At 68.0% G+C, this 12,210-nt stretch carries 14 protein-coding genes; 6 read left to right on the top strand and 8 right to left on the bottom strand.

Features of this window, described 5'->3' with window-relative positions:
- Positions 1–78 precede the first annotated feature (78 nt).
- From IPV08_RS05690 to IPV08_RS05680, 3 genes are all read left to right on the top strand, one after another.
- Complete coding sequence (locus IPV08_RS05690; protein WP_207411107.1) at positions 79–669, top strand: GNAT family N-acetyltransferase; 591 nt, start codon at positions 79–81, stop codon at positions 667–669.
- A gap of 111 nt (positions 670–780) precedes the next feature.
- Positions 781–1,074, top strand: coding sequence for a hypothetical protein (locus IPV08_RS05685; protein WP_207411106.1), 294 nt, complete (start codon positions 781–783; stop codon positions 1,072–1,074).
- Positions 1,075–1,195: 121 nt separating this feature from the next.
- Positions 1,196–1,414, top strand: a complete 219-nt coding sequence (locus IPV08_RS05680; protein ID WP_056422815.1) for a hypothetical protein — start codon at positions 1,196–1,198, stop codon at positions 1,412–1,414.
- A gap of 12 nt (positions 1,415–1,426) precedes the next feature.
- Here the strand turns inward: IPV08_RS05680 and IPV08_RS05675 are convergent, their stop codons facing one another.
- The 3 genes from IPV08_RS05675 to IPV08_RS05665 all read right to left on the bottom strand — a co-directional run bounded on the left by IPV08_RS05675 (position 1,427) and on the right by IPV08_RS05665 (position 4,359).
- Entirely contained in the window at positions 1,427–2,113 is a 687-nt protein-coding gene (locus tag IPV08_RS05675) for a spermidine synthase (RefSeq protein WP_207411105.1), read from the bottom strand.
- Positions 2,114–2,226: 113 nt separating this feature from the next.
- Complete coding sequence (locus IPV08_RS05670; RefSeq protein ID WP_207411104.1) at positions 2,227–3,900, bottom strand: formate--tetrahydrofolate ligase; 1,674 nt, start codon at positions 3,898–3,900, stop codon at positions 2,227–2,229.
- Positions 3,901–4,137: 237 nt separating this feature from the next.
- Positions 4,138–4,359, bottom strand: coding sequence for a heavy-metal-associated domain-containing protein (locus IPV08_RS05665; RefSeq protein ID WP_056422806.1), 222 nt, complete (start codon positions 4,357–4,359; stop codon positions 4,138–4,140).
- Positions 4,360–4,644: 285 nt separating this feature from the next.
- Here IPV08_RS05665 and IPV08_RS05660 point away from each other — a divergent pair, with 285 nt between their 5' ends.
- Both IPV08_RS05660 and IPV08_RS05655 read left to right on the top strand, forming a co-directional pair.
- Positions 4,645–6,126: an EAL domain-containing protein gene (locus IPV08_RS05660; RefSeq protein WP_207411103.1), complete on the top strand. Its 1,482-nt coding sequence runs from the start codon at positions 4,645–4,647 to the stop codon at positions 6,124–6,126.
- Positions 6,127–6,229: 103 nt separating this feature from the next.
- Positions 6,230–7,144: a TIGR01459 family HAD-type hydrolase gene (locus IPV08_RS05655; RefSeq protein ID WP_207411102.1), complete on the top strand. Its 915-nt coding sequence runs from the start codon at positions 6,230–6,232 to the stop codon at positions 7,142–7,144.
- 43 nt (positions 7,145–7,187) lie between these two features.
- Here IPV08_RS05655 and IPV08_RS05650 read toward each other — a convergent pair whose 3' ends face one another.
- Together IPV08_RS05650 and IPV08_RS05645 are read right to left on the bottom strand one after the other, a co-directional pair.
- Complete coding sequence (locus tag IPV08_RS05650; protein WP_056422799.1) at positions 7,188–7,721, bottom strand: protein phosphatase CheZ; 534 nt, start codon at positions 7,719–7,721, stop codon at positions 7,188–7,190.
- Positions 7,722–7,776: 55 nt separating this feature from the next.
- Complete coding sequence (locus IPV08_RS05645; RefSeq protein WP_018046001.1) at positions 7,777–8,160, bottom strand: response regulator; 384 nt, start codon at positions 8,158–8,160, stop codon at positions 7,777–7,779.
- 277 nt (positions 8,161–8,437) lie between these two features.
- Here IPV08_RS05645 and IPV08_RS05640 point away from each other — a divergent pair, with 277 nt between their 5' ends.
- Positions 8,438–9,451, top strand: a complete 1,014-nt coding sequence (locus IPV08_RS05640; protein ID WP_207411101.1) for a bifunctional riboflavin kinase/FAD synthetase — start codon at positions 8,438–8,440, stop codon at positions 9,449–9,451.
- A gap of 37 nt (positions 9,452–9,488) precedes the next feature.
- Here IPV08_RS05640 and IPV08_RS05635 read toward each other — a convergent pair whose 3' ends face one another.
- The 3 genes from IPV08_RS05635 to IPV08_RS05625 all read right to left on the bottom strand — a co-directional run bounded on the left by IPV08_RS05635 (position 9,489) and on the right by IPV08_RS05625 (position 12,150).
- Positions 9,489–10,259 carry an anti-sigma factor gene (locus IPV08_RS05635; RefSeq protein ID WP_056422795.1) on the bottom strand — a complete coding sequence of 257 codons (771 nt, stop codon included), beginning with the start codon at positions 10,257–10,259 and terminating at the stop codon, positions 9,489–9,491.
- A gap of 90 nt (positions 10,260–10,349) precedes the next feature.
- Complete coding sequence (locus IPV08_RS05630; RefSeq protein ID WP_207411100.1) at positions 10,350–10,991, bottom strand: sigma-70 family RNA polymerase sigma factor; 642 nt, start codon at positions 10,989–10,991, stop codon at positions 10,350–10,352.
- Between the two features lie 49 nt (positions 10,992–11,040).
- Positions 11,041–12,150 carry a patatin-like phospholipase family protein gene (locus IPV08_RS05625; protein ID WP_246747814.1) on the bottom strand — a complete coding sequence of 370 codons (1,110 nt, stop codon included), beginning with the start codon at positions 12,148–12,150 and terminating at the stop codon, positions 11,041–11,043.
- Positions 12,151–12,210 lie beyond the last annotated feature (60 nt).

Here is a 12,210-nt window from a genome sequence, read left to right as displayed (position 1 = left end):
TCTCGTGGCCTCCTCGAGGGAGGTCACGCCCGGAGCCAGCGCACATCAGCGCGATGTCATCCGGAGTACGACGGCACAATGCCCGACACCATTTCGACCGGACCGAATGTCCGGCGCCTCTGGCCCAGCGACCGAGCCATGGTCGAGGCCTATTTCCTGCGGCTCGACCCCGATACCAGAGCCAACCGGTTCATGGCCGCCGTGAGCGATGCCGCGGCCGTTGCCTATGCAGCCCGCGCCTTCAAGGTCGAAGGGCTGGTCTTCGGCGGTTTCGTCGAGGGGACCTTGCATGCGCTCGGCGAATTGCGCCCGCTCACCGGCCCCGTGCCGGGGCTGAGCCTCGGCCGCGATGCGGAGGCGGCCTTCGCCGTGGAGCGCGGGTTCCGCCGCAACGGCCTCGGCCATGCCCTCTTTCGGCGGATCGTCTCGGCGGCGCGCAACCGCGGCGTCCGCGATCTTCATGTCCGCTGTCTCAGCTGGAACGGCCCGATGCGCGGGCTCGCCACCAAGCTCGGCGCCGAAGTGACCCTGGCCGATGGCGAAGCGGAGGGGGCGCTCGTCCTCGCCCGTCCGACGCCCGCCTCGCTCTGGCGCGAGGGGATCGACGAGGCGCTGGATTTCACCCTGGCGGTGGCCGCCGCCGCCGAGCCGCTGAAACGAGCGGCGTGAGAGATCAAGCGGATTGGCGGCGAGGTCGCCGGACGCTATCCTGGGTTACTCTCGGGCGTCGCCGTCGGCTTCGCATTCGCCCGGCTCCCTGTTCGAAAAGATCACTCCGCCATGAGATCCGTGCTCGTTGCCTGCATCGTCCTGGCTCCTCTCGCCGTCTCGGCGCAGGAGCGGCCGGCGACCCCCGCCATGCTCTGCGCCGACGCCGCCGCCCTGGTGAACCGCGTCGGGGCCATCGTGATGACGACGGGGCCGATCACCTACGACAGGATCGTCCGCGACGGTGGGTTCTGTCCCCTGCCGGAAGCGCCCAAACCCGCCTACGAGCTCACCCAGGACGTGACGAAATGCTTCGTCGGCTATGTCTGCCGCGACAAGTTCAACGAGGGGAGCACACGCGATTGAGTCCGGTCGCGGCTCAGCGCCACGGCCAAGCTGCCATGTTGAAGCCAAGTCTCCACCCGATGGCCGCCGCACCACGGCGCTAACGAAGCTCCTTCGATCACGATCGGGGAGGGGACTTCTCATGACCATCGGCGAGAATTCGGCACAGGATCGGCGTTCCCGGGAGGGACATGCCACGACGCGCCTGGAGCATTGCGTCGCCCATACGCTGCGGGTGATCGAGGCGGCCCGCATCGAGCGGGAGGATGCGCCGGTGAAGGCGGCCCGTCGCCATCTGGCGGAAATCTACGGCGTCACGCGGCTCAACCGACGCCTGGAGCGCAATCGACATTCGGCGTGAATCCGGCGGCGTTCAGCGCGGCGCACGCCCCGGTTTCATCGCCAGCCAGATCGTATGGCGGGCGCCGCTGGTGACATTGGCCCTGACAGGAACCTCCTCCACGGCGAACCCGCCCCGGCGAAGGCGCTGAGTAAAGGTCCGGTCCGGATGCGCGGACCATACGGCGAGCACGCCGCCGGGCCGCAGGGCCGTCATGGCCGCGCCCAATCCCGCCCCGTCATAGAGCCTGTCATTGGCCGCCCGGGTGAGCCCGTCGGGGCCGTTATCGACGTCGAGGAGGATGGCGTCGTAGGCGGCGGTCGCCGAGCGGATCGCGCCGACGACATCGCCGATCCGCAGGTCCACCCGCGTATCGTCGAGGGCATTCGCCGACAGGGCGCTCAATGGCCCGCGCACCCATTCCCCGACGTTCGACACGAGTTCGGCGACGACGATCGCGGCATCGGGGCGCAACGCATCGAGGGCCGCGCGCAGGGTGAAACCCATGCCGAGACCGCCGATCAGGAAATGCGCGCCCGCGCGGCCCCCGACCCGCTCCGCCGCAAGTGTCGCGAGCGCTTTCTCTGAGCCGCTGAGGCGGCTGTTCATCAACTCGTTATGTCCGAGCTGGATCGAGAATTCGGTGCCGCGCTGAAGCAGCCGCAACTGGCCCTCGTCCCCGGGGATCGGTGCGGTGTCGAGGACGAGCCAGGGAATCATGAGCGGGGCCGGCGGGACTGCATGCTGACCCGGCTATCACAGCTGGGGCGGGGGAGCACGCGATGTCGTGCCGGCGCCCCTCCCCCGACAGAGGAGGGGCCATTGGCATCCGGCTAGAACAGGCCTTCGATCTGCCCGTTGGCATCGAGATGGATGCCCTCCGAGGCGGGGACCTTGGGCAGGCCGGGCATGGTCATGATCTCACCGCAGATCACCACGACGAAGCCGGCGCCGGCCGAGAGCCGCACGTCGCGCACCGAGATGAGGTGGCCCGAGGGAGCGCCCATCAGGTTCGGGTCGGTGGAGAACGAGTACTGCGTCTTGGCCATGCAGACCGGCAGGTTGCCGTAGCCGTCCTTCTCGAACTGGGCGAGCTTGGTGGCGGCCTTCGATTCCACCTGGATGTCGCCCGCGCCGTAGAGCTTGGTGGCGATGGTCTTGACCTTGTCGGTGAGCTTGGTGTCGGTCTCGTAGGCGAAGGTCAGCGGCTTCTGCTCGCCCTCGGCGAGCTTGACCACGGCCTGTGCCAGCTCCTCGGCGCCGGCTCCGCCTTCCGCCCAATGCTTGCAGGTGATGGCCTCGACATCGAGCTTCTCGCGGCACAGCTCCTTGAGCTTGGCGTGTTCCGCGTCGGTATCGGCGTAGAAGTGATTCACGCCGATGACGACGGGCAGGCCGAAGCCGCGCACATTGGCGACATGCCGGGCGAGGTTGGCGAAGCCCTTCTCCAGGGCGTCGAGGTTCTCGGAGCCGAGCTCCTTCTTCGACACGCCGCCATGCATCTTGAGGGCGCGCACCGTGGCGACGATGACCACCGCCGAGGGTTTCAGCCCCGCCTGCCGACACTTGATGTCGATGAACTTCTCGGCACCCAGATCCGCGCCGAAGCCGGCTTCGGTGACCACGTAATCGCCGAGCTTGAGGCCGGCGCGGGTGGCGATCACCGAGTTGCAGCCATGCGCGATGTTGGCGAAGGGACCGCCATGGATCAGGGCGGGGTTGCCCTCCAGGGTCTGGACCAGGTTCGGCTGCAGCGCGTCCTTGAGGAGCACGGTCATCGCGCCGGTAGCCTTGACGTCGGCCAGCGTCACCGGCTTGCGGTCGCGGGTCTCCGCGATGACGATGCGGCCGAGGCGCGCCTCGAGGTCGTCGAGATCACGGGCGAGGCAGAACACAGCCATGACTTCCGATGCCACGGTGATGTCGAACCCGTCCTCGCGCGGGAAGCCGTTGGCGACGCCGCCCAGCGACTGGGTGATCGACCGCAGGGCGCGGTCGTTCATGTCGACGACCCGGCGCCAATGGATGCGGCGCACGTCGATATTGAGCTCGTTGGCCCAGTAGACGTGGTTGTCGATGAGCGCGGCGGCGAGGCTGTGCGCCGAAGTGATGGCGTGGAAATCGCCGGTGAAGTGCAGGTTGATCTGCTCCATCGGCACGACCTGGGCCTTGCCGCCGCCGGCGGCACCCCCCTTCATGCCGAAACACGGGCCGAGCGAGGGCTCGCGCAGACACATCACCGTCTTCTTGCCGATGCGGTTTAGCGCATCGCCGAGGCCGACCGTGGTTGTGGTTTTGCCTTCGCCCGCCGGGGTCGGGCTGATCGCGGTCACGAGGACGAGCTTACCCTCGGGCTTCGATTCCAGCGACTTGATGAAGGCATGGTCGATCTTGGCGATATGCCGGCCGTAATGGTGCAGGGCATCTTCCGGCACGCCGATCTTCTCGGCCACCTGCGTGATCGGCTGCAGGGTAGCCGCGCGGGCGATCTCGATGTCTGAGGGCATTGGTCTCTCCCGGTCTGTCGTCGCGATGGCGTGTCGCGCTTAACGCTTCTTGTGGACGATCGTGGGTTCGCGGCGTCCGGCGGCGACCCGCGAACAATCCATGCTTCACCGTTGCCATCACTGTGAGCGATGGAGCAAGCAAAAGCGCGTCGGAATTTTTCAACGCGTCTGCAAAATTTCATTTGAGAGCGCCGAGGCTCGGGCGGGTCGCCCGCCTAGGCGGTGTGCGGGGCGGAGTCAGCCCGACATCGCCGTCGCCGTGTAGCCGGCCTGGTTCAGCGCCTCGGCGATCGTCAGGCTCTGGGCGTCGGTGGTGATCGCCACGCGGCCATGATCGCGGTCGACGGCGACATGCGCCTCCGGATCGATCCGCAGAATGGCCTTGCGCACCGCCTCAGCGCAGCCGTCGCAGGTCATGCCGTCCACCTGCATCAGCAGGTCTACCCGTCTCGTATCCATCCAACCGCTCCCGTCGCTGGGTCACGTCTCGCACCTCATGTAGAGCCAAATCCCCTCCCGCCGCGAGGGGGGATGGTCCGGGAGGCCTCGGGGGCGCTGCCAAGCTGGCTGAAGCCAAGCTTCGAAGCTCATGCAACACATGGCAAAAAACCGGTTCACGCAGCCCGCGCCCATCTTGTGGGACCTCGCCGCCTCGGCGACAAACGGAGCCTGTCTCGATTTGCGTAAACCGTGAGCGAGGCCCCGTGATCTCCGCTCGATCGTCGTGAGGATAAGAGTATTCCGATGGCCCGGATCGTCGGCCGACGCACGGGCCCGTGGCTCCTGAGTCTCATCGGGTTCGTGGTCCTGGCGCCGCTCGCAGTGATCTCCCCCCTCGGCGGCGCCTTCGGACTGGCGGCCATGAGTGGTCTCGTCGCCATCCTGGCCGCGCGCCGGGCGCGCACGCTCGACCTGCGCTGCGAGAAGCTTTCGGGAGAGCTGGATATCCTGTCCCAACGCCTCGTGCGCCTGGAGACGGTGGCCCGGCTCATCGCCGACCAGCAGATGCGGATCGAGCGCGCCCGTGCCGAGGAGGACGGCCCGGCGGAGGCCAAGTCCCCTAAGGAATCCTCGGTGGATGCCGCCGTGGAGGAGGTTACTGCAGAAATCGGCCTGCTCAGCGGCATCGTCCGCGAACTCGCCGCCGTGGTCGCCACGCAGGATGGAGAGATCGCCCGCCTGAAGGCAACGCCACCGGCCGCTCCCGCTCCGACTCCGATCGCCCGTCGTGACGCCGCAGATGCCTCTATCGTCCCGCCGCCTTCCCCGCCGCCGAGAACCGAGACCGCTGCGGCGCCCTGGGTGCCGCGCGCCTGGCCACCGCAGGAGCGGTCCGAGACGGTCGCGGACCGGGTTCGGCCGGACCGGAGCCGGGATGCGGTCATGGTCGCGGCCTTCGATGGCGGCGGGCTCGAAGTCCATCTCCAACCCATCGTCTCTCTGCCGCAACGCAAGGTCGTGTCCTACGAGGCGCTGGCGCGCCTGCGCCTCGGCGCCGACATTCTCAAGCCGGAACTGTTCCTGCCGGCCCTCGAACGCCATGGGCGAACCACCGAACTCGATCGCCGCATGCTTCCCCTCGTCGCCACGGTGGCCCGCCACCTCAGCGGACGCGGCAGTCAGGCGGCTGTGACGTACGGCCTGTCGCCGCATTCCCTGTTCGAGCCCGGCTTCCTGCGCACGCTGCCGCGGCTGCTCGCCGGTGAATCCGCGCAGTCGGGACGCCTCGTGATCGCACTGCCCCAGTCGAGCTGGCGCAGCCTCGACGCGGAGCAAGCCGGCGCCCTGGCAGAACTGCGCGGTCGCGTGGGCTTCGCCCTGGACCGTCCCGTTGACCTGCGCCTCGACCCCCTGGCCCTGGCCGATCGGGGCGTCAGTCAGGTCAAGGTGCCCGCCGATCTTCTCCTGCGACCCGATCCCCGCCAGGCTATGCCCGATATCGCCCTGGACGATCTCGTCGCCTCCTTGTCCCGGGCCGGCATCCGGCTCGTCGCCGACGCCGTCGAGCGCGAGAGCGACGTTCCCGATCTCATCGACCTCGACGTGCCGCTGGCGCAGGGCTCGGTCTTCGCCCCGGCCCGAGCAGTGCGGGCCGAGATCCTTGCCGCCGCTCCGGTTCAAGCCGCGCCGCCAGAGACGCCACCATCACCTCAGGAACCCGGCGACGATCCCGAACCGCCGCCGCAGCGCCGGCCGTTCCGCGACTTCCTGCGCCGGGCCGGCTGAAGCCCCCTGCTTCGATCCCGATGCGTTGATTTCGGAGTCCGGCGGGCCTAACCGGTCGGCCATCCCGTCATGCCCCGAATTCCTTGCCAGTCAGGCCAGATCCATGAGCGAACCGTTCGCGCGCGCCACAACGCCGGCGCAGATCCCGACCCTGGGCGGTCTTTCAGACGTCGCCGAGCGCTACGACCTCATTCTGTGCGACGTCTGGGGTGTGCTCCATGACGGGACGCGGGCTCATCGGGGAGCGGGCGAGGCGCTGATCCGATTCCGCACCCTGCCCGAAGCCGGTCGCCGACGGCGCGTCATCCTCGTCTCGAATGCCCCACGCCCCTGGGCCGGCGTCCAGACCATCCTCGACGGCTACGGCGTGCCGCGCGAGGCCTATGACGCCATCCTCACCTCCGGCGACCTGACCCGGCGCCTGATCGCGGAGCATCCGGGCGAGCGCATCCACCATCTCGGGCCGGAACGCGACGCGACGATCTTCGATGGCCTCGATATCCGCCTCGTGGCGGCCGGTGAGGCGGAGCGTGTGGTCTGCACCGGCCTGTTCGACGACACGGTCGAGACGGCGGAGGATTACCGGGATACGCTGGCCGGCTTCCGGGCGCGGGACGTGCCGATGATCTGTGCTAATCCCGACCTCGTGGTCGAGCGCAAGAAGAAGTTGATCCCCTGCGCCGGCCTGATCGCGCAAGCCTATGCGGAGATCGGTGGTTCAGTGACCTATGCCGGCAAGCCGTACCGTCCCGTCTACGAGGCGGCGCTCGCCATGGCGGCGGACCTTGATGGCGGCACCGCGCCGGACGTCGCCCGCGTCCTCGCCGTCGGCGACGCCCTGCGTACCGATATCGCGGGGGCGGCGGCCTACGGAATCCCGAACCTGCTGGTGGCGCGCGGCATCCACGCGGAGGAGCTCGGCGTCCTGGCCGAACACGACACGCTCGGCGAGGTGGCCGAATGGCTGGCCCGCCAGGAGGTCCACCCGGATGCCGTCATCGAACGATTGGTCTGGTAGGCTCCCGCGGCTTGATCGTTCCAAAGCCGCGAGGCCCGACTGATCACGCGAACAGAGCGTCGATCTCGTCCTGGGCCGTGGCGGGGCCCTTGATCTGCGGTCCGTTGAGGAGGAGGAGCTCGGCCCGAACCCGGCGCTCCACCTCCGCCGGATCTGTGCCGCTTTCGTCCTTCGCCTTCACTGCGGTGGCGAAGCGCGACAGCCGATTTTCGAGCTGCCGCAGGGATTCGCTGACCTTCGCGATCCGCTGCCCAGTAATGTCCTGGAACGTGCAGGCCTCGAAGATGTCGTTCATCCGTGACTCGACCGAGGCACGGTAGTTCTTGTCGTTGGGCAGGCTGAGGATTTCCTCGGCTGCCGTCATGATCGAGTTCGTCGCGCCGGCCGTCGCCTCGACGACGCTGCCGAGTTCCACATGGGCCATCGGCAGCCGGTCGCGGGTGAGCTCGTTCGCCCGCAGGGCCGCGATCTCCTTCCGGACATGCGCGATGTAGTCGGCGATCTCGACCAGCTCGCGGATCAGCGATGGGCGTGTCGATGCCAGCGTAGGGCCGTTCGTCCGTGCTTTCTCGCCCATGCCTATCGCTCCACGACACTCTGCTTCGTCGAAGAAGGGAAAGCGGGTCTGCGGCTCAAGCGCCGCAGACAGCCTCGATCTTGCTCTTCAGGGTTGCCGCATTGAAGGGCTTGACAATGTAGTTGTTCACGCCGGCCTTCTTGGCCGCGATCACGTTCTCGGTCTTCGATTCGGCGGTGACCATGATGAACGGCGTGGTGCGCAGGGCCTCGTCGGCACGGACATGGCGCAGCAGCTCGTAGCCCGTCATCGGCTCCATGTTCCAATCGGAAATCACGAGGCCGTATTTGCGGTTCTTCAGCCGAGCCAGGGCCGCTGTTCCGTCAGAGGCATCGTCGACTTCTTCGAAGCCGAGCTGCTTGAGCAGGTTGCGGATGATGCGGACCATCGTCTGATAATCGTCCACGACGAGGATCGGCATGCCGAGATCGAGGGCCATGGGTCGGGGTGCTCCGTCGGTGCAGGGCCGGTGCGGCGCGCCGCGGACCGGATCAGTGGCAATATTTCTTGGGGAAGCGCCGCCACGCGCCGCCTCTCGTTCGTGAAAGTACCGCAGCCCGCATTGCGAAGCGGTTAATTGGACAGGGGATCTTGCATCCCGCACTGATCGACCGTCACTTCCCTTGACCCTCCCCCGGCTTTTCGACAGGTTCCGGCGCGAATTCCCCCTTCGGTCGCTCCTTCGGCCGCTGCATTTTCGAGACCGCTTGAACCTGATGGCGCCTGCCGACGACCTTTCCGCGCGTCCCGCAGCCCGCTCCCCGTCGGGGCGGCCTTTCATCATCTGCCGCGAGGACGAGGCGGTGCCGGCATCCCTAGCGGGGGCCATCGCGGCGATCGGGAACTTCGACGGCGTGCACCGGGGCCATGGCGCCCTGGTCGAGGCCGTCCGCGAGGAGGCGGACAAGCGCGGCCTCCCGGCGGTGATGCTGACCTTCGAGCCGCATCCACGCGCTTATTTCGCTCCCGACCTGCCGATGTTCCGGCTGACGGGCCCGGCCGCCAAGGAGATCGTCTTCGCCCGTCTCGGCCTCGACGGCCTGATCGTGCGCCGTTTCGACGCGCTCATGGCGGGGACGACCGCCGCCGGTTTCGTCCACGAACTGCTCAAGCGCGATCTTGGCGTGTCCGGCGTCGTGATCGGCCACGACTTCCATTTCGGGCGCGGGCGGGAGGGAACGCCGGAGGTGCTGGCTCGGCTCTGCGCGGAGGCCTCCCTCGCATGCCGGATCATTCCTGCCGTCTCCATCGGGGAGGGGGAAGCCCCCGTCTCGTCGAGTGCGATCCGGGAAGCCCTGCGGCAGGGCGACATCGTCCTGGCGAACCGGCTGCTCGGCTACCGCTGGTTCGTCTGCGGAGAGGTCCGGCACGGAGACAAGCGCGGCCGTACGTTGGGATATCCCACGGCGAACGTGGCGCTGCCCGATTGTGGCCTCGCCCACGGCATCTACGCCGTCCGAATCGGGCTACCCGATGGATCGGTCCGGGACGGCGTCGCGAGCTACGGGCGGCGCCCGACCTTCGACGACGGCGCTCCCCTGCTCGAAGTCAACCTATTCGGCTTCTCGGGCGATCTCTACGGACAGACCATCGCGGTGGAGTTCCTGGGCTACATCCGCGGCGAGGAACGCTTCTCCGGCGCCGAGGCCCTGATTGCCCGGATGGATGTGGACGCGGCCGAGGCGCGCGTACTCATCGCAAACGACCGCGTTCCGTCGATGATCGGCTGAATTCCGTCGCGGCCTCCGGGTCGCGATATCCGCCGGCTCAGCGCTTGGCGGGATCGATCGAGGCGAGGCGACGCGCCGCCTCTTGCAGCGCGCTCTGGTGGCCGTTGCCGCTGAGCGCATAGACCGAACGGCCCGCCGTCCAGTAGACGGTCTCCCCGTCGCCCGGGCTCGCCACCTCGCCGGTGAAGGCCGCCTCGCTGGTGCCCCGCGCTGCGAACAGCGAGACTTCGCCGAGATCGGGGGCGTCGATCATGACCTCGACCCCGGCCCCGTGACGGGCGGGTACGATCTGGACATCGCGCACCGACCAATCTCCCGGCAGGTCCGGCAGGACGATGCCGGTGGCACTCGAGATGCCGGCCTTGTCGTAGCTCGGCGAGGCGGGCGAGCCGAGGCGGGCGCGGATGTGGGCCACTTCCCTGGCCTGGCGCGCATCGGCGACCAGGGCCGGGTCGACCGGCGCGGCGAAGGTGTCGGGCACGCCGAACACGCCCGTATCCGAATGCGCGATCCAGCCGGCGCCCACGAGGAGCACGATCACCGCCGCACGCTTCAGCCGCTCACCGGCACGCCGCCATGCCATGGATCGATCGAGGCGGCGGGCCGCCGCGCGGTTGCGCTCCGGACCCGGCCCGGGCAGCTGCGCGAAAGCCTGACGCAGGGCGTCCCTGTCATGCATCTCGGCCATCACCCGCGCGGCAGCCGCCGGCGTTTGGGCGAGATAGGATTCCACCTCGAGCCGGCGCATGACGTCGAGCTGTCCGTCGACGAAGGCGGCGAGGTCACTGTCGGTGATCGGGTCGATCATGACGGTCGGTATCCAGTTCAACGATCGAAAGCGGTGACGCTTTCATGCAGTCCTGACACTCGTCACCGAGTGCCCTCGAATTCGGTGCGGTTACGGACCGCCCATGGCCTTGGATGCGAGGCGGATGTCCTGCCTCGTATCCTGGCCGTTCCAGTCGCTGACGAGGCGCAGATGTGGCCGCTCGGGCTTTCCCGAACCCGGTCCGGGTAAGGAGCCGGAACGGCTTCGGCCGCTGCTGGCCTCGCCTTCCTCGAAAGCGCGCAGGGCCGCGCGGCCACGCCCGAGTCGCGACATCAGAGTGCCGATGGGAATACCGAGCACCGCCGCCGCGTCGGCATAGGCCATGCCCTCGAGGGTCACGAGATGGAGCGCGGCGCGCTGCTCTTCGGGCAAGGTGAGGAAGGCCTGGCGGATCTGGGCGAGGCGCACCTGCCCTTCCTGGGAGGGCGGTACGCTCTCGTCGCTCATCTGGACGAGGGATTCGGCGTGGCGGGCTTCCACCCGCTTGCGGCGCTGGTCGTCGATGAAGACGTTGTGCAGGACCGTCATCATCCAGGTCCGCAGGTTGGTGTTCGGCCTCACGGAGAGGCCGGATTCCAACGCGCGGACGAGGGTGTCGTGGACGAGATCGTCGGCTTTCAGCGTGTCGCGCGTCAACGAGCGCGCATAGCGTCGCAAGGGGACCAGAAGGTCGACGATGGAGGAGGCGGTCTGAGTCGGTTCGGCCGTCATGAATCAGTTAACGCGCGAGCCCGGCCGGCTAATCCGACCGGGCGGCACCCTATTGATAGGTCGCCTTGAGATTCAGCGTGCAGGTCCGTCCGATCCCCTCGTAATGCTCGGCGAGCCAGGCTTGCGCCGCCGCGCGGCCCTTGTCGCGGAGGCCTTCGAACACGCCGAGCCGCGCATCCATCCGGGAGGACGCCTTGTAATCGTCGAGGGCGCCGGTCCCGTCGATGCGATGGACCAGCATGCGGTGGTAGTCGTTGCGGCCGAGCACCCCGTCCTCGATCAGGCCGTCGACGAAATCGATGGCGCGCAATTCACGCATCAGGTTGGCGTTGAAGGTGATCTCGTTGAGCCGGTCCTGGATCTCTTCGCGCGAACGCGGGGTCTCACGGCGCTCTACCGGGTTGATCTGGACCAGCACCACGTCGCGCGTCTGGGCACCGTGGAAGAGTGGGTAGATCGGCGGATTGCCGAGATAGCCGCCATCCCAATAGGGCACGCCGTCGATCTCCACCGCCTGGAACACCGTGGGCAGGCACGCCGAGGCCATCAGGTGATCGATGCTCAAGGTATCCCGCTCGAAGACGGCCAGCTTGCCCGTCCAGACATTGGTGGCCGAGACATAGATCCCGGCGGTCTCCGCCGCCCGGAGGCGTTCGAAATCCACGTGCTTGGCCAGGGCCTTGCGCAGCGGGTTTACGTTGAGCGGGTTGGAGACGTATGGGCTGGTCTTGAGCGCCCGGGTCCAGAAGTCCAGGATCGGGTTCTGGCTCCAGAGGTCGAACAGCTGGTCGAAGAGCCCACGCTGGGCCGGCCACAAATCGCCGTCGAGGCTCGCCTCGCGCCAGAACCGGTCGAGAGCGGCGCGGGCGCCCTCCGGCCCTCCGGTGATCCATCCGTCGACCATCACGACCGCGTTCATCGCGCCGGCGCTGGCACCCGTGACGGCCTCGAAGGCGAGACGGCCATCCTCGATCAGGGCATCCAGCACGCCCCAGGTGAAGGCGCCATGGGCGCCGCCGCCCTGCAGGGCCAGGGCCACGGTCTTCTCGGCTTTCGGACCGGCGAGGCTGACGGCTGGACGCGAGACGGGCCGCGACTGGGCCACTTCCCTATCGGTAGAGGGCGAATCGACCGGGGAGGAAGGTTCGGATTCGAGCATTGTCAGCTCCACGTGGCGGGTTTGCACAGGCGCATCGAGAGGGTGCACATGGGCATGCTG

It is taken from the genome of Methylobacterium sp. SD274, from assembly GCF_017355285.1.
In the GTDB taxonomy this organism is placed as follows: Bacteria; Pseudomonadota; Alphaproteobacteria; order Rhizobiales; family Beijerinckiaceae; genus Methylobacterium.
This window is presented reverse-complemented; position numbering and strand designations above follow the sequence as displayed.

Excerpts from the sequence above, each read along its gene's own strand:
- IPV08_RS05635 (WP_056422795.1), bottom strand. The coding sequence starts at position 10,259 with ATGATCGACCCGATCACCGACAGTGACCTCGCCGCCTTCGTCGACGGA.
- IPV08_RS05685 (WP_207411106.1), top strand. The coding sequence starts at position 781 with ATGAGATCCGTGCTCGTTGCCTGCATCGTCCTGGCTCCTCTCGCCGTC.
- IPV08_RS05625 (WP_246747814.1), bottom strand. The coding sequence starts at position 12,150 with ATGCTCGAATCCGAACCTTCCTCCCCGGTCGATTCGCCCTCTACCGAT.
- IPV08_RS05670 (WP_207411104.1), bottom strand. The coding sequence starts at position 3,900 with ATGCCCTCAGACATCGAGATCGCCCGCGCGGCTACCCTGCAGCCGATC.
- IPV08_RS05655 (WP_207411102.1), top strand. The coding sequence starts at position 6,230 with ATGAGCGAACCGTTCGCGCGCGCCACAACGCCGGCGCAGATCCCGACC.
- IPV08_RS05630 (WP_207411100.1), bottom strand. The coding sequence starts at position 10,991 with ATGACGGCCGAACCGACTCAGACCGCCTCCTCCATCGTCGACCTTCTG.
- IPV08_RS05690 (WP_207411107.1), top strand. The coding sequence starts at position 79 with ATGCCCGACACCATTTCGACCGGACCGAATGTCCGGCGCCTCTGGCCC.
- IPV08_RS05650 (WP_056422799.1), bottom strand. The coding sequence starts at position 7,721 with ATGGGCGAGAAAGCACGGACGAACGGCCCTACGCTGGCATCGACACGC.
- IPV08_RS05665 (WP_056422806.1), bottom strand. The coding sequence starts at position 4,359 with ATGGATACGAGACGGGTAGACCTGCTGATGCAGGTGGACGGCATGACC.
- IPV08_RS05680 (WP_056422815.1), top strand. The coding sequence starts at position 1,196 with ATGACCATCGGCGAGAATTCGGCACAGGATCGGCGTTCCCGGGAGGGA.
- IPV08_RS05640 (WP_207411101.1), top strand. The coding sequence starts at position 8,438 with ATGGCGCCTGCCGACGACCTTTCCGCGCGTCCCGCAGCCCGCTCCCCG.
- IPV08_RS05645 (WP_018046001.1), bottom strand. The coding sequence starts at position 8,160 with ATGGCCCTCGATCTCGGCATGCCGATCCTCGTCGTGGACGATTATCAG.
- IPV08_RS05660 (WP_207411103.1), top strand. The coding sequence starts at position 4,645 with ATGGCCCGGATCGTCGGCCGACGCACGGGCCCGTGGCTCCTGAGTCTC.
- IPV08_RS05675 (WP_207411105.1), bottom strand. The coding sequence starts at position 2,113 with ATGATTCCCTGGCTCGTCCTCGACACCGCACCGATCCCCGGGGACGAG.